Origin of the sequence: Dactylosporangium sp. NPDC050688, assembly GCF_040654515.1 — a bacterium.
Taxonomy (GTDB): Bacteria; Actinomycetota; Actinomycetes; order Mycobacteriales; family Micromonosporaceae; genus Dactylosporangium.
In genome coordinates this window covers 134,158-158,955 of sequence record NZ_JBFAIC010000002.1, presented here as the reverse complement: position 1 = coordinate 158,955, position 24,798 = coordinate 134,158, and the positions used below count along the sequence as shown (strand labels likewise).

Here is a 24,798-nt window from a genome sequence, read left to right as displayed (position 1 = left end):
TGTCCAGCGTCGCGCCTGTCCAGCGTCGCGCCTGTCCAGCGTCGCGCCTGTCCAGCGTCGCGCCTGTCCAGCGTCGCGCCTGTCCAGCGTCGCGCGGTGTCCAGTGTCACGCGGTGCATCCAGCGTCGTGCGGTGCGCCGGCGTCGTGCGGTGCGGCTGGCGTCGTGCGGTGCGGCTGGCGTTGTGCGGTGAGATCAGCGTCGTGCGGTGCGGCCGGCCTCGCGCGGTGGCGCGGGGCGGCGACGCAAGCCGGATGAATTCCGGACGGCGACCACCGGGATGGCGCGCGGATGCGCAGGAAGCTGCCGCGCGCAGCGCCTGGCAGTGCGAGCGCAGCGAGCATGGGGGTGCGGGTGGGAACCCCCGCCGGGACACGCCGCGCCAGCGGTGGGGCGGCAGCACAGCTAGCGGTAGATGTCCTCGGTGTGCTTCTGGATGTCAACGCCGTGTTTGCGCATGAAGGCGAGTGGCTCGATCGGCTTGTCGTGCTGGCGGACCTCGAAGTGGAGGTGGGCGCCGAAGGAGTGGCCGGTGTTGCCGGTGAGGGCGATCCGGTCGCCGGCCTTCACGAGCTGGCCTTCCTTGCACAGGAGCTTGGAGGCGTGGCCGTACACGGTGACGATGCCGTCGCCGTGTTCGATCATGACGTTGTAGCCGTAGCCGCCGTTCCAGCGGCACAGGATGACCTTGCCCGCGGCGACGGCGTTGAAGGGGGTGCCCTGCGGGGCGCCGAGGTCGACGCCGGGGTGCAGGCGGCCCCAGCGCTCGCCGTAGAAGGACGTGAGGGTGTACCGCTGCATCGGCAGGACCCACACGTCGGGGGCGGGCATGGTGACCGTCGACATGGAGCCGGTGCGGGAGCGGCTGGCGCGGTCGTCGGCGCCGGCGCGGGTGGTGATGTCGTCGAAGTTGCCGCTGGCCTCGAGGGACAGGTCGTTGCGGGGCTCGGGCAGGGCGGTGGAGACGCCGAGGGCGACGATGCCGGCGCCGACGACGGCGGTGGTGAACACGGCGGCGAGCCGGGTGCGGGGCAGCTCGACCCGGCGGCGGCCCCGGTACGCGTGGGGTGGCTGCTGTGCTTCGTCCACGCGCCGCACCTCCCGTTCCTCACCGCGGCTGCCCTTGCGGGCGCGGTGCCGTTGCCGAGTCGCGGCCGCTGGTGCGGTCCGCGCTGCCGTTGCGAGCCGGGGCGAAGGTGCCGCCCACGGTGCTTTTCAGGACCGCGGTGTGCCAGGAGCCACAACCGCCGTCGCGGTGGTGCAGAAGCCGTGATCCGCTCAGCTCTGCCGGATACGCGGGTGTCGTTCCCGACCGTGACAGCCGTATGCATCGTGGCCGATTTGCGTCATGATTGTCGAAAAGGGCGGCAATCCCGAAACAACCGGAAACGCCGGTGCGCAGCAAATGCCGAGCCGCTGGTCACCGTAGCCAATCCGTAATGCGCGCCACAAGCATCGGCGGCTGGCAGGTGCAATGAGTGCCCGCGGGGTTGGTTGTGCGTAACCGCGGGTGCGCAAGGTCGTTGCGGACGGCCGATGCGGTACCTTCGGCCCAGGTGCGTGCCGCAACGGAGCGGCGCCCCGATGGGAAGGACCGTGAGGATGAGCGCGCGGACCCGCGTCGTCATCGCCAAGCCCGGCCTCGACGGGCACGACCGAGGCGTCAAGATCGTTGCCCGGGCGCTCCGGGACGCAGGCATGGAGGTCATCTACACGGGCCTGCACCAGACGCCGGAGCAGATCGTGGAGACCGCCATCCAGGAGGACGCCGACGCGGTCGGCCTGTCCGTGCTCTCCGGGGCGCACATGACCCTGTTCCGGAAGGTCATCGAGCTGCTCGCCGCGCGCGGCGCCGAGGACATCCTGGTGTTCGGCGGCGGCATCATTCCCGACGACGACCTGCCGGAGCTGGAGCGGCTCGGGGTCAAGAAGATCTTCACGCCCGGGGCGACCACGGAGTCGATCGTGGAATGGGCGCGGGAGCACATCGCGCCGGCGCATGCGTAATTGACGTCGCTGTATCTGAAAAGGCCCGGAAAAGGGGGAGAGGCCGGACGCACCCCTCACACGTCCGGCCTCTCTATCGCACGATGCCCCGCCGCCACCCCTCGACCGACAGGGCATCGGCCGTTCTGGTGCCGGCCCTGCCCCCTCGGGGGTGACCCGCGCGGGCGGGCCGACACTGCACTCAACGACAGTCCCCGGGCTGGGTTACGCGGCGGCACGCGTGTCCCCCGAAAGGGTTTCCCGAACGGCGTGCGGCTGTGGAATCGGGCACACCGCGCACCCGCCAAGTCGCAGCCTGTTCCGGCCGGATTAGGCTGCGAGCGTTGAGCCGTCCTCGCGATGGGGCAGGCGGCACGGTTGACGGAACGGGACCACTGTGGACCTGTACGAGTACCAGGGGCGCGCCCTCTTCGCCAAGCACGGGTTGCCTGTGCTGGGCGGCGGCGTCGCGGAGACCCCTGAAGAGGCCCGGGCTATCGCCGAGGAGCTCGGCGGCCGGGTCGTCATCAAAGCCCAGGTGAAGGTCGGTGGCCGCGGCAAGGCCGGCGGCGTCAAGCTGGCCGAGGGCGCCGACGAGGCCACCGGCCACGCGACCAACATCCTCGGCATGGACATCAAGGGCCACACGGTCCACAAGGTCATGGTCACGACCACGGCCGACATCGCCGAGGAGTACTACTTCTCGTACCTGCTGGACCGGGCGAACCGCACGTTCCTGTGCATCGCCAGCGTCGCCGGCGGGATGGAGATCGAGACCGTCGCGCACGACGCGCCGGAGAAGGTCGCCAAGGTCGCCATCGACGCGGTCAAGGGCGTCGACGAGGCGACCGCGCGGGCGATCGTCGAGCGGGCGCAGTTCCCGGCCGACGTGGCCGAGCAGGTCGTGCAGATCGCGGTCAAGCTGTGGCAGGCGTTCATCGCCGAGGACGCCACGCTGGTCGAGGTCAACCCCCTCGCCAAGACGACCGACGGCACGGTGCTCTGCCTCGACGCGAAGGTGACCCTCGACGAGAACGCGGGCTTCCGCCACGCCGACCACGAGGCGCTGGAGGACAAGGCCGCCGCCGACCCGCTCGAGCAGGCGGCGAAGGCCAAGAACCTCAACTACGTGAAGCTCGACGGCAACGTCGGCATCATCGGCAACGGCGCGGGCCTGGTCATGTCGACGCTCGACGTGGTCGCGTACGCGGGCGAGGGCCTCGGCAGCAAGCCGGCCAACTTCCTGGACATCGGCGGTGGCGCCAGCGCCCAGGTGATGGCCGACGGCCTCGAGATCGTGCTCGGCGACCCCGATGTGAAGAGCGTCTTCGTCAACGTCTTCGGTGGCATCACCGCCTGCGACGCGGTCGCCAACGGCATCGTGCAGGCGCTGCAGCTGCTCAAGGACCGTGGCGAGGCGGTCGCCAAGCCGCTCGTGGTCCGCCTCGACGGCAACAACGCCGAAGAGGGTCGCCGGATCCTCGACGACGCCGCCAACCCGCTGATCGAGCGGGTCGACACGATGGACGGTGCGGCCCGCCGCGCCGCCGAGCTCGCAGCGAGTGGGGTGTAACGACCATGGCGGTATGGCTGACCGAGACCAGCAAGGTCATCGTCCAGGGCATGACCGGTGCCGAGGGCTCCAAGCACACCCGGCGGATGCTCGCCGCGGGCACGAACGTCGTCGGCGGCGTCAACCCGCGCAAGGCCGGCACGCAGGTCGACTTCGACGGCACGAAGCTGCCGGTGTTCGCCAGCGTCGCCGAGGCGATCGAGCAGACGGGCGCCGACACCAGCGTCATCTTCGTCCCGCCGGCGGGCACGAAGTCGGCGGCGCTGGAGGCGATCGACGCGCAGATCCCCCTCGCGGTGGTCATCACCGAGGGCGTGCCGGTGCACGACACCGCCAGCTTCTGGGCGGTGGCCAAGAACAGCAAGACCCGCATCATCGGCCCGAACTGCCCCGGCATCGCCAGCCCCGGCAAGTCCAACGCGGGCATCATCCCCGCCGACATCACCGGCCCGGGCAAGATCGGCCTGGTGAGCAAGTCGGGGACGCTCACGTACCAGATGATGTACGAGCTGCGCGACATCGGCTTCTCGACCTGCATCGGCATCGGTGGCGACCCCGTCATCGGCACCACGCACATCGACGCGCTCGCCGCGTTCGAGGCCGACCCGGAGACCGCGGCGATCGTCATGATCGGCGAGATCGGCGGCGACGCCGAGGAGCGCGCGGCCGACTTCATCAGGTCCAGCGTGCGCAAGCCGGTCGTCGGCTACATCGCCGGCTTCACCGCCCCGCCCGGCAAGACCATGGGGCACGCCGGCGCGATCATCTCCGGCTCGGCGGGCACCGCCGACGCGAAGAAGCTCGCACTGGAGGCCGCCGGCGTCCGCGTCGGCAAGACCCCCACCGAGACCGCCAACCTGATGCGGGACCTCGTCAAGGCACTGTAAGTCAACGAAGATTCGGGCGGCCGGGGTGAGTGACCGGCCGCCCTGTCTTTGACAGAGTAAGGACGATGCCCACCACCCCAGAGGAACCAGACGAGGGGGCGCAGACCCGGCTGGCCGATCGGGAGACCGTCCGCCTGCCGATCCAGCGACGCTCCACGCGGGGCCGGCCCCCGGGCCGGCGCCCCGCTCGGCGTGCCCCGCTGCTGCTCGCCGCCACGGTGACCACGCTCTGGGCCGCGGTGGTGACGCTCGTGCCGACCCTCGTCCTGGTCTGGCTGCTGCACGCAATGGACAGCTCCAGCGCCCCGATCTGGCAGATCCTGCGGGTGGGTGCGGCCGGCTGGCTGCTCGCGCACTGGGTGCCGCTGCACACCGGGATCGGCCCGCTGTCGCTCGCCCCGCTCGGCCTGACCGCCGTCGCCGCCTGGCGCGTCTACCGTGCCGGCGTCCACACGGCCCGTGCCATCGGCGCCCGGGCCCGTCCCGCCGGTGGCGCCTGGACCCCGTGGCCGGCGGCGCGCGCCGGGGTGTGCGTCGCCGTCGTGTACGGCCTGCTCGGCGCCCTCACCGCGATCGTCGCCGAGCACCGGGGCGTGGTGGTCTCCGTGCCCGGCGCCGGCCTCAGTTTCGCCGGGTTCGGCCTGGTGGCCGGGGGACTCGGCGCGTTCGTCGAGGCCAGGGGGCTGGCCCGGCTCGCCGGCCGGCTGCCCGGCGTGCTGCGCGACGCGACCCGCACCGGCGCGGTGACCGCACTGCTGGTCCTCGGCGCCGGGGCCGCCGTGGCCGGGATGGCGGTCGCCGTCAGCGGCGGCGACGCCGGCCAGATCATCGATGACTATCACACGGGCGTGGCGGGGCAGGTCGGCCTCGTCGTGCTGTGCGGGCTCTACAGCCCCGACGTGGCGGTGTGGAGCGCCAGCTACCTGGTCGGTCCCGGGTTCGTCGTCGGCGCCGAGACGACGATCAGCGCGGCCGAGGTGTCGGTGGGCCCGCTGCCGGCGGTGCCGCTGCTGGCCGGGCTGCCGTCGACGCCGGCGACCGGGTGGGCCCCGCTGCTGCTCGGCCTGCCGCTGGCCGCGGCACTCGTCGCCGGCTGGCTGCTGGCCCGCCGGTCGCTGCGCGACGACCCCGCCCGGGGCTGGCTGCCGCTGCTCGGCGCGGCCGCGCTCACCGGCCCGGTGGCGGGACTGCTGCTCGGGCTGGTGTCGGTCGCGGCGAGCGGGTCGGTCGGCGGCGGCGGGCTGGAGCGGGTCGGGCCGGACGCGGGCGAGGTCGCGTTCGTGGCGATGCTCATGGTGACGATCGGCACGGTGCTCGCCACGGCGGCGACGAAGATCGCGCTGCGGGTCCGCCAGGCCACGCCCTGACGCGCTGGGCCCCGGTGCTGGCCGCTGACCGCCGCACCGGATCGCACGCCCGGCCCCGATACGTTGCGCAACGCGTCCGCCGTCGGCCGGTGCTGTGCCCGTACCAGCTGGAAAAACGCAAAAGGCCCGGCCGCTGCGAACAGCGAACCGGGCGTTTGCGTCGGTGCCTGGGCTGACCTGGTAGTACTGACCTAGTAGTAGGTGAAGCTGCCGTTGCCGACCGCGAAGACGAAGATGAGCCAGGCGAGCTCGATGATCACACCGACGGCACCGGTGATGATGCCGGCGAGGGCCATGCCGCCGTTGTTGGCGAGGCCCTGCTTGACCTTCTGCTGGCCGAGGTAGCCGAGCACGATCGCCGCCGCACCGAGCAGGAGACCGATGTAGCAGCAGGCGAGCGGGATCGACACGATGCCGAGGATCATCGACACGAGGCCGAGCGTGTTCTGCTGCTGCGGCTGGCCGTAGCCGGGCTGCGAGTAGCCGGGGGTGCCGTAGCCGGCCGGCGGGTACGCGCCACCGGACGTGGGGTAGCCGCCGCCCGAGGTCGGGTACGGGGTCCCGGACACCGGCGGCTGCTGCGCGTACGGGTCCTGGTAGGCGGGCTGCTGCGGCTGCGCATACGGGTCCTGGTACGCCGGCTGCTGCGGCTGCGCGTAGGGGTCGGGCTGCTGCGGTTGTTGCCCGTACTGCGGCTGCTGCCCGTACTGCGGCTGCTGCCCGTAGGGGTCCTGGTACGGCTGCTGCTGCCCGTACGGATCCTGGCCCTGTGGTGGGTAGCCCATTGCGGTGGCTCCTAAGGCTGGGGACGTCTGTCGAGAAGTGTTCGCATCAGGGTAGTCCCGAGGGGATACAGAACTTCGGCAGCGTACTGGTCATCATCGAGTCTTCGCAGCGGCGGAACGGTGGAACATCGGCAACTTGCGGCTTTCTACACCATATGTCGCCCGGCCCGGCACTGAGCAGGGCCGACCCGGTCGGTAGAGTTTCACGGTGACCGTTCGGCTTGTCGTGCTCGTGTCCGGTTCCGGTTCCAATCTGCAGGCGCTGCTCGACGCCGCCGCCGACCCTTCCTACGGCGCCACGGTCGTCGCCGTCGGGGCGGACCGGCCCGACATCGAGGGGCTGCGGCGGGCCGAGAAGCACGGCATCCCCACGTTCGTGGCGTCGGTGCCGGCGTTCGCCACCCGCGACGAGTGGGACGCGTTCCTCACCGACGCCTGCCGGGGGCACGCGCCCGACCTCATCATCTCGGCCGGCTTCATGAAGCTGGTCGGGCCGCGGTTCCTCGCCGCGTTCGAGGGCCGCTACATCAACACGCACAACGCGCTGCTCCCGGCGTTCCCGGGCATGCACGGGCCGCACGACGCGCTCGCCTACGGGGTGAAGCTCGCCGGCGCCACGCTGCACTTCGTCGACAGCGGCGTCGACACCGGGGCGATCATCGCGCAGGTCGCGGTGCCCGTCCTGGACGACGACACCGAGGACACCCTCCTCGAGCGGATCAAGGTGGCCGAGCGCCGCCAGCTGGTCGACACCGTCGGCCGGATGGCCCGCGACGGCTGGACCGTCAACGAACGAAAGGTCAGGTTGGGTCGTGGCTAACCGCCGTCCCATCAGGCGCGCGCTCATCAGCGTCTACGACAAGACCGGGCTGGAGGACCTCGCGCGCGCCCTCGCCGGCGCCGGCGTCGAGCTCGTCTCCACCGGCTCGACAGCGGCCCGCATCGAGGCGGCCGGCCTGCCGGTCACCAAGGTCGAGCAGCTCACCGGGTTCCCCGAGACCCTCGACGGCAGGGTCAAGACCCTCCACCCGCGCGTGCACGCCGGCCTGCTGGCCGACCTGCGCCTCGAGACGCACGCCGCGCAGCTCGCCGAGCTGTCGATCGAGCCGTTCGAGCTGCTGGTGTCGAACCTGTACCCGTTCACCGAGACGGTCGCGTCCGGCGCCTCCGACGACGAGTGCGTCGAGCAGATCGACATCGGCGGGCCGGCGATGGTCCGGGCGGCGGCGAAGAACTTCCCGAGCGTGGCCGTGGTGACCTCGCCCGGCTCCTACGCCGGGGTGATCGCGGCGCTGGCCGCGGGCGGCTTCACCCTTGAGGAGCGGCGGGCGCTGGCGGGTGTCGCCTTCGCGCACATCGCCGAGTACGACGTGGCCGTCGCCGCCTGGTTCGCTCGCGACAATGCGGACTTCTCAGGGACGGCGCTGCGCAAGTCGGCGTCGCTGCGGTACGGGGAGAACCCGCACCAGGCCGCCGCGCTCTACACCGACCCGGCCGCCGCTCCGGGCCTCGCCCAGGCCGAGCAGCTCGGCGGCAAGGAGATGTCCTACAACAACTACGTCGACGCCGACGCCGCCTGGCGCGCCGCGCACGACTTCACCGAGCCGTGCGTCGCGATCATCAAGCACGCCAACCCGTGCGGCATCGCGATCGGTGCCGACGTGGCCGAGGCGCACCGCAAGGCGCACGCCTGCGACCCGGTCAGCGCCTTCGGTGGGGTGATCGCCGTCAACGCGCCGGTGACCATCGACCTGGCCAAGCAGATCAGCGAGATCTTCACCGAGGTCGTGGTGGCTCCGGCGTACGAGGAGGGCGCGGTCGCCGTCCTCACCGCCAAGAAGAACCTGCGGGTCCTGCGCGCGCCCACCTGGGCCCCGGCGGCGGTCGAGTCCCGGCAGATCTCCGGCGGCGTGCTGGTCCAGGCCGCCGACCGGATCGACGCGCCCGGCGACGACCCGGCGAACTGGAAGCTGGTCACCGGCGAGGAGGCGTCGCCCGAGGTCAAGCGGGACCTCGCGTTCGCCTGGCGGGCCGTGCGCGCGGTCAAGTCCAACGCCATCCTGCTCGCCTCCGGCGGCGCGACCGTCGGCGTCGGCATGGGCCAGGTCAACCGGGTCGACTCCGTGCGCCTCGCGGTCTCCCGCGCCGGCGACCGGGCGGCGGGCTCGGTGGCCGCCTCCGACGCGTTCTTCCCGTTCGCCGACGGCCCGCAGGGGCTGATCGAGGCCGGCATCACCGCGATCGTGCAGCCCGGCGGCTCGATCCGCGACGAGGAGGTCATCGAGGCGGCCCGCGCTGCAGGCGTGACGATGTACCTCACCGGCACGCGGCACTTCTACCACTAAGTGGTTCCCGAGGGGCCCGGCACGCGTCGCCGGGCCCTCAGGGCGTCGTTATCTTCGCCGGTACCGGGGCGCCGAAGTACGTCGCCACCGCGTCGCTCACCGCGTGCGCGCCCTTGCCGAGGGTGCCGCTCGCGCCCTGCTCGTACATGGCGGCCACGATGTACCGCTCGCCGGCGCCGGCGAACCCGACCGTGTGGGTGACCCACACCGTCCGGCCGTTGACCGGCTTCTGCGCCCAGCCGTCCTTGTTGCCCGGGGTCAGCCCGCTGCCGGCCGCCCAGACTCCCCAGCGCTGGTTGCCGGCGACCCCGCGCAGGGTCTTCACCAGGTACGCGCGGTCGGCCGGGTCGAGCTTGTCCAGCACGTACGCCATCAGCGCCTGCAGGTCCTCGGTGCTGCAGCGCAGGTGGCGCCAGAACGCGTCGTAGCCGGCCACGACGCTGAGACTCGTCATGCCGAACCGGCTCTTGAACCGGCCGAGCATGCCGGGACCGTCGTACCGGTTCCACAACGCGGTCGCCGCGTCGTTGTCCGAGTTGATCAGCGCCTTGTCGAGGTTGGCCCGGTCGGTGCCGTCGAGGGTGATGGCCTGCTGCCGGTGCCGCTCCAGCAGGTCGGCGGCGATGGCCAGCTTGATCGTCGACGCGGTCCAGGTGGTGGCGGTCGTGTTGCCGGCCTTCCAGACGGCGCCGGTCCTGCGGTCCTTCACCACGATGCCGAAGGTGCCGGGCTGCTGCTTGACGAACGCCGCCGCCCTGGCCTCGTTGCTGGCGCTGCTGCTCTTCTGCGGGCTGCCGCTCGTCCCTGGTTTTGCGGGGCTCTGCGACGCTTCGGCGGCCTGTGTGCTCGCAGAGGGCTGCCCGCTCGCTGTGGTTTGCGCACCTGCTGCGGTTTGCGCTGGTTTGTCGCTTCCGCACGCGGCAAGCGTTGTGATGGTGAGGAGGGCGACGAGCCACCGCCGGACGGACATCCCCGAAACTGTAATGGCAGGATCCAATCCGTGACGGCAACGATGCTCGACGGCAAGGCCACCGCGGCCGCGATCAAGGACGAACTGCGCGAACGGGTAAAGGCCCTCGCGGACCGGGGCATCGTCCCCGGCCTCGGCACCGTCCTGGTGGGCGACGACCCGGGCTCCCACGCGTACGTCGCCGGCAAGCACCGCGACTGCGCCGAGGTCGGCATCGCCTCCATCCGCCGCGACCTGCCCGCCACCGCCACCCAGGCCGAGGTCGAGGAGGCCGTGCGGTCGCTGAACGCCGATCCGGCCTGCACCGGGTACATCGTGCAGCTCCCGCTGCCCGCCGGCCTCGACGAGCAGCGGATCCTGGAGCTCGTCGACCCCGCGAAGGACGCCGACGGCCTGCACCCGACCAACCTCGGCCGCCTGGTCCTCGGCATCCCCGCGCCCCTGCCCTGCACCCCCGCCGGGATCGTGGAGCTGCTGCGCCGGTACGCCATCCCCACCAACGGCGCCACCGTCACCGCCATCGGCCGCGGCACCACCGCGGGCCGCCCGCTCGGCCTGATCTTCACCCGGAAGAGCGAAAACTCCACGGTCACCCTCTGCCACACCGGCACCCGGGACCTGGCCGCCCACACCCGCGGCGCCGACATCGTCATCGTCGCCGCCGGCTCCGACGGCCTGCTCACCCCCGACATGGTCAAGCCGGGCGCCACCGTGATCGACGTCGGCGTCACCCGCGTCGTCCAGCCCGACGGCAAGGCCCGCCTGGTCGGCGACGTAGCCCCCGAGGTCGCCGACGTGGCCGGCTACCTGGCCCCGATGCCCGGCGGCGTGGGCCCGATGACCAGAGCCATGCTCCTGGCCAACGTCGTCAGCCTGGCCGAGCGCACAACACCATGAGGCCCGGCTCTCCCCGTTGAGCAGGACGCCGCCGGTCGTCATGGTGGCCGGACCCGCGATGTGGATGTGCTGCTCACGGGTCTGCAGCGCCAGCCGGTACGCCGGGGCGCCGTCCGCGTCCTTCGACAAACCGCCGGCCGCGCCGGCCGCTCGCGCCGCTGCCGCGGCCTGCCAACGTCGAGGTCTGCGTCGGGGACGAGCCCCGACCGGCGGCGCCCGCACCCGGTGAACGAGCCGGGCCGTGAGCCCGCCCGAGCGGCCGCGAATGCCCCCCGCCGGTGTGGCGGCGAACACCAGTGGCCCGCAGGGGCAGCGGCGGTCAGGTGACGCTCAGGTACAGCTCCGTGGCCTTCTCCTCCCGGGTCGTCACGACGGCGTGGGCGGACGTTGCGGCCAGGGCCACCTCCTGGCACCTGGTCGGGCACGTGATGGTGCGGTCCTCGGTCGAGCCGCCGTCGGTGGTGCGGGCGCCGATGAGGCGGAGACGGCCGTCGGAGCCGCGCCACAGGACATACGCCTTGCCGGCGGCGGTGGTGGCGGTCAGAGGCTGGTACCCGCCGAGACCGGGTAACCCGACGTCCCACTTCACGGCGCCGGTGCGGACGTCGACGGCGGTGAGGTGGGCGCGTTCGGCGCTCGGCTCGGCGTACAGGAGCAGGCCCTCGCCGGTGGGGACGGCCAGGGTGCCGGCGGCGTCGTGACGGGTGCCGACCGTGCCGGTCTCGGCATCCATGTAGACGGCGCGGCGGGGGGAGGCGCCGGTGACCGTGACGAAGCCGCTGCCGGTCGCGTAGACGCGCAGCTCGGTGGGGCTGCGCTGGATGGCGTGCCAGGACCAGCGCTCGGCGCCGGTGGTGGCGGTCAGGCCGACGGCGACGTCGTCGACGCCCTGGGCGCGGCAGCGCAGGGCGACCGTGACGGTCTCGCTGGTGGTCGCCAGGTCGGTGATGTCGCAGGGGCCGCCGTTGCGGGCGGGCGTCCAGCGCCACAGCAGGCCGCCGTTGGTGGTGTCGATGCCGAGGACGTCGCCGGCGCCGATGCCCGAGCCCGCCAGGACCGCGGTCCGGCCGGCGCCGTGCACCGAGGCCATCTTCCCGGCGGTGTGCCGCCCGGTGAACCGGATCTGCCCGGTGCCCGCGTCCAGCCCGGCGACGAGCACGCCGTCGTCGGTGCCGAAGACCACCACGACCGTCTCGCCGACCAGGCCGGCGGTCTGGGTCGGCAGGTCCGAGCGCAGGTACCGCCACGCGATCGCCCCGCTGGCCAGCCACACGGCCCGCACCCCGTCCTCGGCCCGCACGATCGCCAGCTGGTCGTGGACCCCGACGAGCTGGACCCCGACATACGGCAGCGGCCAGGTCTGGTCGCCGCCGGCGGCGGGTGGGTCGCCGGCGGTCGTGGCGTCGACGAAGCGCCCCTCGCGGGCGTAGTCGACCGCGAACCCGGCCACGACGACGAGCACGACGGCGGTCGCGGCGACGGCGAGCCAGGGGCGGGCCGAGCCCGGCAGCGCGCCCGGCCCGCCGGCGAGGACCAGCAGCCAGCCGAGGGTGACCGCGGCCGCGCCGGCGACCGTGACCGGGCCGCCGAGCCCGACGCCGGCGCTCGGCTCGACCAGCCTGGCGAGGCCGACGGCGACGAGGGTCGCGGCGAGTCCCGCCACGGCCGCGACGGCGGCGGTCAGCCGGTGCCGGCGCGGCTCGGTGCGCGCATACGCCACGCACAATCCGCTGATCAGCGGCCCGAGGAAGACGATGCCGGCGATCGTCACGCCGTCTGGGTGCCGGCTGCCGGCCAGGGTCCAGGGCAGCGCGAGGCCGGCGACGACGGCGGCGGTGCCGAGGGCGACGGCGGTGAGGCCGGTCCCCCGGACGGCGGGCCATGTGGCAGAGCGGTTCACGAGAAACAGAATGCCGGGTGCGTACGACATTTTCACGCGGCACCGATCGGGGCCCCCGGCTCTTGATCCGTTCGATGCAGTACGCTCGTACTGCTAAGCGAAGGCAAGCCGCGAGAGGAGCGCCCGGCCGATGGCGAAGATCAAGGTAAACAACCCTGTCGTCGAGCTCGACGGCGACGAGATGACCCGCATCATCTGGAAGCAGATCCGTGAGCAGCTGATCCTGCCGTACCTCGACATCGACCTGAAGTACTACGACCTGTCGATCGAGTACCGGGACCAGACCGACGACCAGGTCACCGTCGATGCGGCCAACGCCATCAAGCAGTACGGCGTCGGCGTCAAGTGCGCGACGATCACCCCCGACGAGGCCCGGGTCGAGGAGTTCAAGCTCAAGAAGATGTGGCGGTCGCCGAACGGCACCATCCGCAACATCCTCGGCGGTGTCGTCTTCCGTGAGCCGATCATCATGGCCAACGTCCCGCGGCTCGTCCCCGGCTGGACCAAGCCGATCATCATCGGCCGTCACGCCCACGGCGACCAGTACAAGGCGTCCGACTTCGTCGTGCCCGGCCCCGGCAAGGTCACCGTGACCTACACCCCCGAGGACGGCGGCGCGCCGATCGAGTTCGAGGTGGCCAAGTTCACCGGCGGCGGCGTCGCCATGGGCATGTACAACTTCGACGACTCCATCCGCGACTTCGCCCGCGCCTCGCTCCGCTACGGCCTCGACCGCGGCTACCCCGTGTACCTCTCGACCAAGAACACGATCCTGAAGGCGTACGACGGCCGCTTCAAGGACCTTTTCGCCGAGGTGTTCGAGAACGAGTTCAAGGACGAGTTCGCCGCTGCCGGCATCACCTACGAGCACCGGCTCATCGACGACATGGTCGCCGCCGCGCTCAAGTGGGAGGGCGGGTTCGTCTGGGCCTGCAAGAACTACGACGGTGACGTGCAGTCCGACACCGTGGCCCAGGGCTTCGGCTCGCTCGGTCTCATGACCAGCGTCCTGATGACCCCGGACGGCAAGACCGTCGAGGCCGAGGCCGCCCACGGCACGGTCACGCGGCACTACCGCCAGTGGCAGAAGGGCGAGAAGACCTCGACCAACCCGATCGCGTCCATCTTCGCGTGGACGCGTGGCCTCGCCCACCGCGGCAAGGTCGACGGGACCCCGGAGGTCACCGCGTTCGCCGACACCCTCGAGCAGGTCTGCGTCGACACCGTCGAGGCCGGCCAGATGACCAAGGACCTCGCGCTGCTCATCTCGCGCGACGCCCCGTGGCTGACCACCGACGAGTTCATGAACGCGCTCGACCAGAACCTGGCCAAGCGCCTCAGCGCCTGACCGGCAGTTGAGGCCCCGCCGCACCCTTGTGTGGCGGGGCCTCACCGTAGGCGAGCCTTAAATCCCGTGCCCCCGCCGGTGCAGGGCGCCGAGCACGCTCTCCACCTTCACCACCCCGGTGACCGCGGCCAGCGCGATCGCCGCGCGCGGCTCGCGCCAGTTCGAGCGCATCGCGGCCTTGGTCCACAGCCAGGCGTCGCGGCGGTTGCCCGAGGCGGCGGACCAGCAGGCGAGCTGGCCGTAGACGCGGCCCGCGCCGGTGCCGGAGCCGGCGATCTCCGGGTGGCGGGTCATCATCCAGCGCAACGAGGCCATCTTGGTGGCGTACTCGTACGCGAACATCGACGTGCGGCCCCACAGGACGCGCACGAGCGGCTCGTCGACGTGGACGATCTCGCCGCGCTTGGCGGCGCGCAGCAGCAGGTCCCAGTCCTCGTTCTGGCTGCCGGGGGCGTCCTCGGCGACGAGGCCCATCTCGTCCTCGGCGAACACGCAGCGGCGTACCAGGAACGTGGACGAGTGCAGCATCGACATCCTGGAGCGGACCAGGTCGTCGAGGCCGACCAGGGAGGCGCCGGCGAGGCGCGGGGTGAGCCGGTCGCCGAACTCGACCTCGATCGCGGCGGTGCAGAACTCGGCCTGGGGGCGCTGCTGCAGCGCGTGGACCTGGCGGCGCAGCTTGGTCGGCGTCCACGCGTCGTCGTCGTCGCAGAACGCGACCAGGTCCGTGTCCAGGGCCACGATGCCGGTGTTGCGGGCCCCGGCCAGGCCGGGCTTGCGCAGGTTCGGCAGCACGTCGAGCGGGCGGTCGCCGCCGCGGCACAGGCTCACGTCGGGATCGTGCTGGTCGAACACCACGATCGTGCGCACGGGCCCCGGATAGTCCTGAGCCACGATCCCTTCCACCGCCCTGGCGAGCAGTTCCGGCCGGTTTCGCGTCGGTACGACCACACCCACGCTGGGCCAGTGTCCCGCGGTGTTCATCGGGCCCCCCGGTAGCCGTACATGCCGAGCAGGGGAGCGGTGAGGGCGCTGACGACCCGCCGTTGCCGCCCCGGCAGGGCCGTGCGCCACGCGTCGTCGCGGCGCAGGGGGACCGGGCCGACGGTGAACCGCATCGGGTTGCCGGCCGCGCTGTGGCAGGGCCCGAGCTGGGCGGTGCCGCCCCGCAGGAAGTCCATCCCGGGCGCCGGCAGGCCGGAGAACTCCGCGATCTCGGACAGGACCTGCTCGGGGGAGTCCAGCAGCGACTCGTACCGCACCCGCATGACCGGTACGCCGCACCGGTCCAGCACCGACAGCGCCACGTTGTGCGCGTTCCACAGCAGCGCCGACCGGCTGGGCGAGTAGCGGGTCATCTCGTCGGCGCCGTCGGTCTCCGGCCGCCGTACCGTCTTCGTCCAGGAATACGCGACGCCCCGGCTGTCCCGGACCACGTGCACCACCCGCAGGTCGATGCTCGGGGAGTAGCGCAGGCAGTACGCCAGCGCCGCGTGCTTCGACGAGTCGACGAGCACCTCGGCCCCGGACACGACCGAGGCCGCCTCGTAGAGCCGGGCGTACCAGTCGGCGTACTCCTCGACGAGCATCCGGTGCGACGCGCTCATCCGTACGCTGGCCAGCCGCGGGATGTGCCGGGTCCGCTCGACCGCGTGCCGCAGCGCGAGCACCCGCCACACGTCGACGTGCTGCCACCCGCCGAACGCCTTCTCCCCGACCGCCTGCCAGAAGTCGCAGGCCGAGAAGTGGGCCCCGCAGGCGCAGCGCTCGTCGCCGGCGACGTCGCGCTCCCACAGGTGGACGACCTCGCCGAGCGGGCACACGCCGGGCAGCTCGCCGAGCAGGCGCTCCAGCAGGGTGGTCCCGCTGCGCCCGAGCCCGCCGAGGAACAGAACGCGTACCAACCGTCCTCCTTGGTCGTTTTGGTAGATATGTCAGCTGTGCTGGCATCTGTTACCTCTAACGACGAATTACGGATGAACGATGCTGCACACCAGAGCACGCTGGCGCCAGGTCCCTCTCGGCGGCCTCGCCGTGGACCCATTGACCGAGGCTGAGGTCGTCGCCCACGTGCGCTCAGCCCTCGCCCGCGGTGAGGGCGGCTGGATCGTCACCCCCAACGTCGACATCCTCCGCCACGTGTCCCGCGACCCCCAGCTACGCGCCCAGCTCCGCGAGGCCGACCTCGTCGTCGCCGACGGCACGCCCCTCGTCTGGGCCGCCCGCCTGGCAGGCTGGAACCTCCCCGCCCGCGTCGCCGGCTCCGACCTGATCTGGTCGCTGTCGCGCGCCCTCGCCGCCGACGGCCACGGCGTCTTCGTCCTCGGCGGCGCCCCCGCCACCGACGGTCCCGACGGTGCCTACCGAGCCGCCGCCGTCCTCGCCGACACCTGCCCCGGCCTGCGCATCGCCGGCACGCTGTGCCCCCCGTTCGGCTTCGACGCCGACCCCGCCCAGCTCGAGTCGGTCTGCGCCGCCGTCATCGACGCCCAGCCCGAGATGGTCTACGTCGGCATCGGCTTCCCCCGCCAGGAGCACCTCATCCGCCGCCTGCGCGCCGCCCTGCCCGCCACCTGGTTCCTCGGCTGCGGCGCCGCGGTCAACTTCGTCGCCGGCGACATCCGCCGCGCCAACCCCGCCATGCAGAAGGCGGGCCTGGAATGGCTGGACCGCCTCGCCCGCGAACCCCGCCGCCTCGCCCGCCGCTACCTGCGCGAGGACGCCCCGTTCGCCGCCGCGCTGCTGGCCCGGTCGCTGCACCACCGTCTCACCCACCGCCCCGCCCACCGAGCCTGACCGGCAAGACAGATCGCACCGCCCTCCCTCCCGCGCCCGTGATCGAAGTCTCGGGCTGGTCGCCGGGGCGGCCACCGCTGTCCTTGGATCATGGGTGGTGGTGGGAGATCGCCGTCCGGCGAGCATGGATACGCTGCCCGCCGCTCAACGGGGAGGCGACCGCGGCGTCCGCTCCCGTGCCCGTGATCGAAGTCTCGGGCTGGTCGCCGGGGCGGCCACCGCTGTCCTTGGATCATGGGTGGTGGTGGGAGATCGCCGTCCGGCGAGTATGAATACGCTGCCCGCCGCTCAACGGGGAGGCGAACCGCGCCGCTCGCTCCCGTGCCCGTGATCGAAGTCTCGGGCTGGTCGCCGGGGCGGCCACCGCTGTCCTTGGATCATGGGTGGTGGTGGGAGATCGCCGTCCGGCGAGCATGGATACGCTGCCCGCCGCTCAACGAGGGGCAAACCGCGACGCCCTCTCCCGCGTTCATGATCGAAGTACCGGCATGGTCGGGGCGGTCACGGCTGCCTGTTGATCGTGGGGTGATGGTGGTGGGAGATCGTCGTCCGGTGTGCATGGGTGCGCTGCGCGGCGCTCAACGGGGAGGCGGACCGCGGCGTCCGCTCCCGTGCCCGTGATCGAAGTCCCGGGCTGGTCGCCGGGATAGCCACCCCTGTCCTTGGATCACGGGTGGTGGCGGGAGATCGCCGTCCGGCGTGCGTGGGTACGCTGCGCGCCGCTCAACGGGGAGGCGAACCGCGCCGCTCGCTCCCGTGCCCGTGATCGAAGCACCGGGCTGGTCGCCGGGGCGGCCACGGCTGTCCTTCGATCACGAGGAGGCGGTGGAAGATTGTGGTTTACCCGCCACGCCGGCGTCATCGATCGATGCCCCTGCCCGCCGGTCGCTGCCGGCGACCGTGCGGCGCTAACCGTCGATGGCAACCACTGATGCCACCGTCGATGCCAACCAACCGCTGAAAACCGCTGAAAACCGCTGAAAGCAGCTGCCGACGGCTGCCGTCGATCAGCGCCGGCTGCCGTCGATCAGCGCCGGCTGCCGCCGATCAGCGCCGGCTGCCGTCGATCAGCGCCGGCTGCCGCCGATCAGCGCCGGTCGCCGCCGATCAGCGCCGATCAGCGCTGGCCAGTACTGGCCAGCGCCGCCGGCGGCGGCGGACGGCTGGCGTGCGCAACCTGGAAATCCACTCCACCGCGGCGGAGGGCGTCAGGTGGCCGGCACCGGGTCGCCGAGGACGGTCTTGAGCAGTTCGGCGGCCCAGTCGAGCAGTTGGGTGTCGCGCATGGGTTCGCCGCCGATGCGGCGGGTTGACGGGCGGGGCAGGGAGACCGTGTCGGCGGCCGCCTTGTAGACCGACTCCGGGTAGAGCCGCTTCAGGCGCATCTGCTTCGAGTCGGCCAGCTGGAGCGGGCCGAAGCGGATGTGCTTGCCCTGCAACGAGACGTCGGTCAGGCCGTAGGCCCGGGCGAGGAAGCGGAACCGGGCGACCGCCAGCAGGTTGGCGACCGGCAGTGGGGGCTCGCCGTAGCGGTCCTTCATCTCGGCGACGATCTCGTCGAGGGCCGCGTCGTCCTTGGCGCCGGCGATCTTGCGGTAGATCTCCAGGCGCAGGCGCTCGGCGGAGATGTACTCCAGCGGCAGGTGCGCGTCGACCGGCAGGTCGATCTTGACGTCGGGCTCCTCCTCCTCGGGGCGCTCGCCCTTGAACTGCTGGACGGCCTCGCCGACCATGCGCACGTACAGGTCGAAGCCGACCCCCTCGATGTGCCCGGACTGCTCGCCGCCGAGCAGGTTGCCGGCGCCGCGGATCTCGAGGTCCTTCATCGCGACATACATGCCGGCGCCGAGCTCCGTGTGCTGCGCGATGGTGGCCAGCCGCTCGTGGGCGTGCTCGGTCAGCGGCTTGTCCGGCGGGTAGAGGAAGTAGGCATACGCGCGCTCGCGCCCACGGCCGACCCGCCCCCGGATCTGGTGCAGCTGGGACAGGCCGAGCAGGTCGGCGCGCTCGACGATGAGGGTGTTGGCGTTGGGGATGTCGATGCCGCTCTCCACGATCGTGGTGCAGACCAGGACGTCGAACTCCTTCTCCCAGAAGCCCACCATGATCTTCTCGAGGGCGTCCTCGGTCATCTGCCCGTGGGCGACCGCGATGCGCGCCTCGGGCACGAGCTCGCGCAGCTTGCGCGCGGCGCGCTCGATCGACTCGACCCGGTTGTGCAGGTAGAAGACCTGGCCGTCGCGCAGCAGCTCGCGGTGGATGGCGGCGGAGACCTGCTTGTCGTCCTGAGCGCCGACGAACGTGAGGACCGGGTGCCGTTCCTCCGGCGGGGTCGCGATCGTCGACATCTCCCGGATGCCGGTGATCGCCATCTCCAGCGTGCGCGGGATCGGGGTGGCGGACATGGTGAGCACGTCGACGGAGGCCCGCAGCTGCTTGAGGAACTCCTTGTGCTCGACGCCGAAGCGCTGCTCCTCGTCGACGATGACCAGGCCGAGCTGTTTGAACCGGGTCGCGGTCTGCAGCAGCCGGTGGGTGCCGATGACGATGTCGACGCTGCCGTCGCCGACCTTCTCCATGGTCAGCTTCGTCTCGGTCGGGGTCTGGAAGCGCGACAGCTGCCGCACCTCGACCGGAAACTGGGAGACCCGATCGGAGAACGTGTTGAAGTGCTGCTGCGCGAGCAGTGTCGTCGGCACGAGCACGGCGACCTGCTTGCCGTCCTGGACGGCCTTGAACGCCGCCCGCACCGCGATCTCGGTCTTGCCGTAGCCGACGTCGCCACAGATGAGCCGGTCCATCGGGGTCGGCTTCTCCATGTCGCCCTTGACCTCTTCGATCGCGGCGAGCTGGTCGGGCGTCTCCTGATAGGGGAACGCGTCCTCCAGCTCCCGCTGCCAGGGCGTGTCAGGCCCGAACGCGTGGCCCTGCGAATTCTGCCGCACCGCATAGAGCTGGATGAGCTGCGCGGCGATCTCCCGGACCGCCTTGCGGGCCCGCGACTTGGCCTTCTGCCACTCGGAGCCGCCCATCTTGTGCAGGGTGGGCGTCTCGCCGCCGACATAGCGCGACAGCTGGTCGAGCTGGTCGGTCGGCACGAAGAGCCGGTCGCCGGGCTGGCCGCGCTTGGTCGCCGCGTATTCCAGGACCAGGTACTCCCGGTCGGCGCCGTTGACCGTGCGCTGCACCATCTCGATGTAGCGGCCGATGCCGTGCTGCTCGTGCACCACGTAGTCGCCGGTGCGCAGCTCCAGCGGGTCGATCTGGTTGCGCCGGCGGCTCGGCATCTTGCGCATGTCCTTGGTGGACGCGCCGCGCCCGCCGGAGATGTCGGTGCCGGTGATGATGGCGAGCAGGGCGCCCTCGTCGAGATAGCCGTTGCCCAGTGAGCCGGTGGTGACGGTGACGACGCCGGGGTCGGGGATGGCAGTGATCCCGTCGACCAGGGTCACGCCGAGGCCGGCGTCGCGCAGCACCTCGACGGCGCGCTGCGCGGGACCGGAGCCCTCGAAGACGAGCGCCAGCCGCCACCCGTCGCCGGCGAGCCGCTTCAGGTCGTCGACGACCCGCGCGGTCTCGCCGTGGTACAGCGGCGCGGGCTGAGCGGGCAGCGCGATGGAGATCGCGTCGTCGGAGACGGTGACCTCGATCTCCTCGCCGAGCCGCCAGGGCTCGTCCGCGACAGCGGGGGAGGAGGAGAGCGAGAACGCGCTCAGCGACCACCACGGCAGGCCCAGCGACGCGGCCGCGGCGCGCACCTCCGCCAGGCTCTTGAACGCGGCCGCGCCCAGGTCGATCGGTGCCTTCCCGCCGACCGCGGCGGCGGCCCAGCTCGCCTCCAGGAACTCCTCGCTGGTGCGGACCAGGTCGTGCGCCCGGGTGCGGATCCGCTCCGGGTCGCACAGCAGCACGTGGGTGCCGGCGGGCATCGTGTGCAGCACCAGCTCCAGCGAGTCGGTGCCGCCGAGCAGCGCCGGCGCGAGGGACTCCATGCCCTCCACGGGGATGCCGCCGGCGAGCTTGTCCAGCAGCTCCGCCAGCTGCGGGTGGTCGGTCGACAGGGCCGCGGCCCGGGCCCGGACCTCGTCGGTGAGCAGCAGCTCCCGGCACGGCGGCGCCCACAGGCGCTCGACCTTCTCGATGGTGCGCTGGTCGGCGACGGCGAAGGAGCGGATCTCCTCCACCTCGTCACCCCAGAACTCCACCCGCAGCGGGTGCTCCTCGGTCGGCGGGAACACGTCGAGGATCCCGCCGCGGACCGCGAACTCGCCGCGCTTGGTGACCAGGTCGACCCGCGCGTAGGCCAGCTGCGCCAGCCGGGCCACGAGCGCGTCGAGATCGGCGGAGCCGCCGGCGTGCAGCTCGATCGGCTCCAGGTCGCCGAGGCCCTTGAGCTGCGGCTGGAGCACCGAACGGACCGGGGCGACGACGACCCGCGGCAGGCCCGCCCCGGGCGTGGGGTGGGCCAGGCGGCGCAGCACGGCGAGGCGACGCCCGACGGTGTCGGAGCGCGGCGACAGCCGCTCGTGCGGCAGCGTCTCCCAGGCCGGGTAGACCACGACGTCGGCCGGGTCGAGCAGGCAGCCGAGCGCGGCGGCGAGGTCCTCGGCCTCCCGCCCGGTGGCGGTGACCGCCAGCACGGGCCGCTCGGCGGCGACGACCGCGGTGACGAAGGTGCGCAGCGCCGGTGGCGCGGTCAGGTCGACCTGGTCGCTGCGCCCGCCCTTGGCGAGGTCACGGACGCGGGCGAGCGCGGGGTCGGTGAGAGCGGCGGAGGTGAGACCGGCGAGCCTTGGCATCGGAACAACCCAATCTGCACGGCAAACAACCCCGCGCCCAGCACGGGCGGGGGTGTATCGAGCAGCACCAGCCTAGCCCCGGGGTCCGACAAAATCACCGAGGGTGAGCGGGCGAGCGAACTTGAGACCTGACTCACCGGATGCCCACGGTGCGTTGCCGAAGCCGATACGATGCCGGTGAAAACGGACAGCGCCGTCCCAGCCGACTCGCCCGGAGGGATCCAGCATGTCTGCAGAGGCACCCGCGTCCAGCCACGCCGACGCGGCGCTGCGCGCCGACATCCGCCGTCTCGGTTCGCTGCTCGGGCAGAGTCTCGTGCGCCAGGACGGCCAGCAGCTGCTCGACCTCGTCGAAGAGGTCCGGGCGCTGGTGCGCACCGACCCCGAGGCCGCCGCCGAGCGGCTGACCGGCCTCGACGTGGTCGCCGGCACGCAGCTGGCCAGGGCGTTCTCCACCTACTTCCATCTGGCCAACATCACCGAGCAGGTGCACCGGGCGCGTGAGCTGCGCCGCATCCGCGTGCGCGAGGGCGGCTGGCTGGAGCGGGCCGCGAAGCTGATCGCCGACCGCGGGGTCGGGGTGAAGGAGATCGGCTCGATCGCCTCGAAGCTCGCGGTGCGGCCGGTGTTCACCGCCCACCCGACCGAGGCCGCCCGCCGCTCGATCCTCACGAAGCTGCGCGCCGTCGGCGACGAGCTGGACGCCGAGGCGGTCGCGACCGCGCTGGACGGCTCGCTGGAGCCGGACAAGACCCGCACCGCGCGCACCGACCGCCGCCTCGCCGAGCTGCTGGACCTGCTGTGGCAGACCGACGAGCTGCGGCTGGAGCGGCCCGAGCCGAGCGACGAGGCCCGCAACGCGGTCTACTACCTCGCCGACCTGGCCAACGGTGCTGCCCCGCAGGTGCTCGACGACCTGTACGACACGCTCAAGGACCTCGGGGTGCAGCTGCCCCCGACCGCCCGCCCGCTGACCTTCGGCTCGTGGATCGGCGGCGACCGCGACGGCAACCCGTTCGTCACCCCTGCGGTCACCCGCGACGTCCTGCTGATCCAGCACGAGTACGGCATCCGCGCCGCCGAGGGCATCATCGACGGCCTGATCGACGAGATCTCGGTCTCCAAGCGCCTGCGCGGGGTGTCGCTGGACCTGTCCGCGAGCCTCGCCGCCGACCTGGACAACCTGCCCGAGCTGCCGGCCCGCTACCGCCGGGTCAACCTCGAGGAGTCCTACCGGCTGAAGCTGCGCTGCATCCGGCTCAAGCTGCAGCACACCCGCGCCCGCCTGGCCACGGGCACCCCGCACAAGCAGGGCCGCGACTACCTCGGCACCGGCGAGCTCATCGCCGACCTGGAGCTGATGCGCGCGTCGCTGGCCCGCAACGGCGGCCAGCTCGCCGCGACCGGCAAGCTGGCCTCGGCGATCCGGACCCTGTCCGCGTTCGGCCTGCAGCTGGCCACGCTCGACGTGCGGGAGCACGCCGACGCGCACCACGAGGTCCTGGCCCAGCTGTACCGGCGCGTCGGCGAGGTCGACTACGCGCACCTGGACCGGGACTCGCGCCGCCAGCTGCTGATCGACGAGCTCAACGGCCGCCGGCCCCTGGCGACCCGCGACACCGGGCTGACCGACATCGCCCGCAAGACGTTCGACGTGTTCGCCGCGATCCGGGAGGTGCAGGAGCGCTTCGGCCCGGAGGTCGTGGAGACCTACATCATCTCGATGACGCAGGGAATCGACGACGTGCTCGCCGCGGTCGTGCTGGCCCGCGAGTGGGGCCTGGTCGAGGTCAGCGCCGGCGCCGGGTTCGGCGGGGCGTCGATGGAGTCGGCCCGGGCCAGGGTCGGGTTCGCGCCGCTGCTGGAGCAGGCGCGCGAGCTGGAGATGGCCGGTGAGCTGCTGGACGACCTGCTGTCGATCCCGGTGTACCGCGCGATCGTGCGCGCCCGTGGCGACGTGCAGGAGGTCATGCTCGGCTACTCGGACTCCAACAAGGACGCGGGCATCACCACGTCCCAGTGGATGATCCACAAGGCACAGCGGCAGCTGCGTGACGTCGCCGCCCGGCACGGTGTGCGGCTGCGGCTCTTCCACGGCCGCGGTGGCACCGTCGGCCGCGGTGGCGGCCCGACGCACGAGGCGATCCTGGCGCAGCCGTGGGGCACCCTCGACGGCGCGATCAAGGTCACCGAGCAGGGCGAGGTCATTTCCGACAAGTACACGCTGCCGGCCCTGGCCAGGGAGAACCTCGAGCTGACCCTGGCCGCCGTGTTGCAGAGCGCCCTGCTGCACACCGAGCCCCGGCAGCCCGCCGAGGCCCTCGCGCGCTGGGACGCGACGATGGAGACGGTGTCCTCGGCCGCCTTCGTCAACTACCGCGCCCTGGTCGAGAACCCGGACCTGCCCGCGTACTTCTGGGCGGCGACCCCGACGGAGCTGCTCGGCGCGCTCAACATCGGCTCCCGCCCGTCGAAGCGGCCGAACGCCGACGCCGGCCTCGGCGGCCTGCGGGCGATCCCGTGGGTGTTCGGCTGGACCCAGTCGCGGCAGATCGTGCCCGGCTGGTTCGGCGTCGGCAGCGGCCTGGAGGCGGCCCGCGTCGCCGGCCTCGGCGACGTGCTGCGCGAGATGCACGAGAAGTGGCACTTCTTCGGCACGTTCCTGTCCAACGTCGAGATGATGCTGGCCAAGACCGACCTGGAGATCGCGTCGCAGTACGTCGACACGCTGGTGCCGCAGCAGCTGAAGCCGATCTTCGAGGTGATCCGCGCCGAGTACGAGAAGACCGTCGCCGAGGTCCTCGCGATCACGGGCGAGTCCAGCCTGCTGGAGCGCCAGCCGGTGCTGGACCGCACGCTGGGCGTCCGCGACAGCTACCTGCAGCCGCTGCACCACCTGCAGGTGTCGCTCCTCGCGCAGTACCGGGCCAGCAAGGCCGCCGACAGCGGCGTCTGGGGCGGCGGGCGCAAGTCGTCCCCGGACCCGGCCCTGGAGCGGGCGCTGCTCACGACCGTCAACGGCATCGCCGCAGGCATGCGCAACACCGGCTGAGCACCCGGCTAAGAACCGGCTAAGAACGCGGCTGAGAACCCCGGCGGGAAACCGCCGGGGAAAACTGACAGACTGTCTCGCGTGTCTGTGAACG

The 24,798-nt window shown here is 72.1% G+C and carries 18 protein-coding genes and 1 pseudogene; 11 read left to right on the top strand and 8 right to left on the bottom strand.

Annotated elements, in window-relative coordinates; all coding sequences use genetic code 11:
* Nucleotides 1–404: 404 nt before the first annotated feature.
* Entirely contained in the window at nucleotides 405–1,088 is a 684-nt protein-coding gene (locus AB0H83_RS03125; RefSeq protein WP_360085965.1) for a M23 family metallopeptidase, read from the bottom strand.
* Nucleotides 1,089–1,601: 513 nt separating this feature from the next.
* On the opposite strand from AB0H83_RS03125, the gene AB0H83_RS03120 reads away from it, so the two are divergent.
* From AB0H83_RS03120 to AB0H83_RS03105, 4 genes are all read left to right on the top strand, one after another.
* Nucleotides 1,602–2,006: a cobalamin B12-binding domain-containing protein gene (locus AB0H83_RS03120; protein ID WP_033357603.1), complete on the top strand. Its 405-nt coding sequence runs from the start codon at nucleotides 1,602–1,604 to the stop codon at nucleotides 2,004–2,006.
* A 376-nt stretch (nucleotides 2,007–2,382) separates the two neighbouring features.
* Nucleotides 2,383–3,558: an ADP-forming succinate--CoA ligase subunit beta gene (sucC, locus tag AB0H83_RS03115; RefSeq protein WP_360085962.1), complete on the top strand. Its 1,176-nt coding sequence runs from the start codon at nucleotides 2,383–2,385 to the stop codon at nucleotides 3,556–3,558.
* A 5-nt stretch (nucleotides 3,559–3,563) separates the two neighbouring features.
* Entirely contained in the window at nucleotides 3,564–4,445 is an 882-nt protein-coding gene (gene sucD / locus AB0H83_RS03110) for a succinate--CoA ligase subunit alpha (protein WP_360085959.1), read from the top strand.
* A 65-nt stretch (nucleotides 4,446–4,510) separates the two neighbouring features.
* A complete protein-coding gene (locus AB0H83_RS03105; protein WP_360085956.1) occupies nucleotides 4,511–5,812 on the top strand; it encodes a DUF6350 family protein in 1,302 nt (433 codons plus the stop codon).
* 191 nt (nucleotides 5,813–6,003) lie between these two features.
* Here AB0H83_RS03105 and AB0H83_RS03100 read toward each other — a convergent pair whose 3' ends face one another.
* Nucleotides 6,004–6,597: a DUF4190 domain-containing protein gene (locus tag AB0H83_RS03100; RefSeq protein WP_360085953.1), complete on the bottom strand. Its 594-nt coding sequence runs from the start codon at nucleotides 6,595–6,597 to the stop codon at nucleotides 6,004–6,006.
* A 208-nt stretch (nucleotides 6,598–6,805) separates the two neighbouring features.
* Here AB0H83_RS03100 and purN point away from each other — a divergent pair, with 208 nt between their 5' ends.
* Together purN and purH are read left to right on the top strand one after the other, a co-directional pair.
* Nucleotides 6,806–7,417: a phosphoribosylglycinamide formyltransferase gene (gene purN, locus AB0H83_RS03095; protein WP_360085950.1), complete on the top strand. Its 612-nt coding sequence runs from the start codon at nucleotides 6,806–6,808 to the stop codon at nucleotides 7,415–7,417.
* Nucleotides 7,410–8,942, top strand: coding sequence for a bifunctional phosphoribosylaminoimidazolecarboxamide formyltransferase/IMP cyclohydrolase (purH, locus tag AB0H83_RS03090; RefSeq protein WP_360085947.1), 1,533 nt, complete (start codon nucleotides 7,410–7,412; stop codon nucleotides 8,940–8,942). The genes purN and purH overlap by 8 nt, the downstream gene beginning before the upstream one ends.
* A gap of 37 nt (nucleotides 8,943–8,979) precedes the next feature.
* On the opposite strand, the gene AB0H83_RS03085 is transcribed toward purH, so the two are convergent.
* Nucleotides 8,980–9,654 carry a hypothetical protein gene (locus tag AB0H83_RS03085; RefSeq protein WP_360086509.1) on the bottom strand — a complete coding sequence of 225 codons (675 nt, stop codon included), beginning with the start codon at nucleotides 9,652–9,654 and terminating at the stop codon, nucleotides 8,980–8,982.
* Here AB0H83_RS03085 and AB0H83_RS03080 point away from each other — a divergent pair.
* Together AB0H83_RS03080 and AB0H83_RS03075 are read left to right on the top strand one after the other, a co-directional pair.
* Nucleotides 9,566–9,946 (top strand): hypothetical protein, encoded by a 381-nt coding sequence (locus AB0H83_RS03080; RefSeq protein WP_360085944.1) that lies wholly within the window; start codon nucleotides 9,566–9,568, stop codon nucleotides 9,944–9,946. The two genes, AB0H83_RS03085 and AB0H83_RS03080, sit on opposite strands and share 89 nt — an antisense overlap.
* Nucleotides 9,943–10,809, top strand: a complete 867-nt coding sequence (locus AB0H83_RS03075) for a bifunctional methylenetetrahydrofolate dehydrogenase/methenyltetrahydrofolate cyclohydrolase (protein ID WP_360085941.1) — start codon at nucleotides 9,943–9,945, stop codon at nucleotides 10,807–10,809. The genes AB0H83_RS03080 and AB0H83_RS03075 overlap by 4 nt, the downstream gene beginning before the upstream one ends.
* A 69-nt stretch (nucleotides 10,810–10,878) precedes the next feature.
* On the opposite strand, the pseudogene AB0H83_RS03070 reads toward AB0H83_RS03075, so the two are convergent.
* Nucleotides 10,879–11,031 (bottom strand): annotated as a pseudogene (locus tag AB0H83_RS03070) (hypothetical protein); the annotation flags it as partial.
* A gap of 97 nt (nucleotides 11,032–11,128) precedes the next feature.
* The gene (locus tag AB0H83_RS03065; RefSeq protein ID WP_360085938.1) at nucleotides 11,129–12,709 is read right to left on the bottom strand and encodes a hypothetical protein; all 1,581 of its coding nucleotides are present in this window, start codon (nucleotides 12,707–12,709) and stop codon (nucleotides 11,129–11,131) included.
* A 130-nt stretch (nucleotides 12,710–12,839) separates the two neighbouring features.
* On the opposite strand from AB0H83_RS03065, the gene AB0H83_RS03060 reads away from it, so the two are divergent.
* Nucleotides 12,840–14,057 (top strand): NADP-dependent isocitrate dehydrogenase, encoded by a 1,218-nt coding sequence (locus tag AB0H83_RS03060; protein WP_360085935.1) that lies wholly within the window; start codon nucleotides 12,840–12,842, stop codon nucleotides 14,055–14,057.
* A gap of 57 nt (nucleotides 14,058–14,114) precedes the next feature.
* Here AB0H83_RS03060 and AB0H83_RS03055 read toward each other — a convergent pair whose 3' ends face one another.
* Together AB0H83_RS03055 and AB0H83_RS03050 are read right to left on the bottom strand one after the other, a co-directional pair.
* Complete coding sequence (locus AB0H83_RS03055) at nucleotides 14,115–15,014, bottom strand: glycosyltransferase (protein WP_360085932.1); 900 nt, start codon at nucleotides 15,012–15,014, stop codon at nucleotides 14,115–14,117.
* A gap of 23 nt (nucleotides 15,015–15,037) precedes the next feature.
* A complete protein-coding gene (locus tag AB0H83_RS03050) occupies nucleotides 15,038–15,961 on the bottom strand; it encodes a sulfotransferase (protein WP_360085929.1) in 924 nt (307 codons plus the stop codon).
* A gap of 79 nt (nucleotides 15,962–16,040) precedes the next feature.
* On the opposite strand from AB0H83_RS03050, the gene AB0H83_RS03045 reads away from it, so the two are divergent.
* Complete coding sequence (locus AB0H83_RS03045) at nucleotides 16,041–16,853, top strand: WecB/TagA/CpsF family glycosyltransferase (protein WP_360085926.1); 813 nt, start codon at nucleotides 16,041–16,043, stop codon at nucleotides 16,851–16,853.
* A gap of 1,208 nt (nucleotides 16,854–18,061) precedes the next feature.
* Here AB0H83_RS03045 and mfd read toward each other — a convergent pair.
* Nucleotides 18,062–21,652 carry a transcription-repair coupling factor gene (gene mfd, locus AB0H83_RS03040; RefSeq protein WP_360085923.1) on the bottom strand — a complete coding sequence of 1,197 codons (3,591 nt, stop codon included), beginning with the start codon at nucleotides 21,650–21,652 and terminating at the stop codon, nucleotides 18,062–18,064.
* A gap of 226 nt (nucleotides 21,653–21,878) precedes the next feature.
* On the opposite strand from mfd, the gene ppc reads away from it, so the two are divergent.
* Nucleotides 21,879–24,704: a phosphoenolpyruvate carboxylase gene (gene ppc / locus AB0H83_RS03035; protein ID WP_360085920.1), complete on the top strand. Its 2,826-nt coding sequence runs from the start codon at nucleotides 21,879–21,881 to the stop codon at nucleotides 24,702–24,704.
* The last annotated feature ends 94 nt before the right edge of the window (nucleotides 24,705–24,798 follow it).

Excerpts from the sequence above, each read along its gene's own strand:
- AB0H83_RS03120 (WP_033357603.1), top strand. The coding sequence starts at position 1,602 with ATGAGCGCGCGGACCCGCGTCGTCATCGCCAAGCCCGGCCTCGACGGG.
- AB0H83_RS03080 (WP_360085944.1), top strand. The coding sequence starts at position 9,566 with ATGGCCAGCTTGATCGTCGACGCGGTCCAGGTGGTGGCGGTCGTGTTG.
- mfd (WP_360085923.1), bottom strand. The coding sequence starts at position 21,652 with ATGCCAAGGCTCGCCGGTCTCACCTCCGCCGCTCTCACCGACCCCGCG.
- ppc (WP_360085920.1), top strand. The coding sequence starts at position 21,879 with ATGTCTGCAGAGGCACCCGCGTCCAGCCACGCCGACGCGGCGCTGCGC.
- AB0H83_RS03045 (WP_360085926.1), top strand. The coding sequence starts at position 16,041 with ATGCTGCACACCAGAGCACGCTGGCGCCAGGTCCCTCTCGGCGGCCTC.
- sucD (WP_360085959.1), top strand. The coding sequence starts at position 3,564 with ATGGCGGTATGGCTGACCGAGACCAGCAAGGTCATCGTCCAGGGCATG.
- AB0H83_RS03100 (WP_360085953.1), bottom strand. The coding sequence starts at position 6,597 with ATGGGCTACCCACCACAGGGCCAGGATCCGTACGGGCAGCAGCAGCCG.
- AB0H83_RS03105 (WP_360085956.1), top strand. The coding sequence starts at position 4,511 with ATGCCCACCACCCCAGAGGAACCAGACGAGGGGGCGCAGACCCGGCTG.
- AB0H83_RS03060 (WP_360085935.1), top strand. The coding sequence starts at position 12,840 with ATGGCGAAGATCAAGGTAAACAACCCTGTCGTCGAGCTCGACGGCGAC.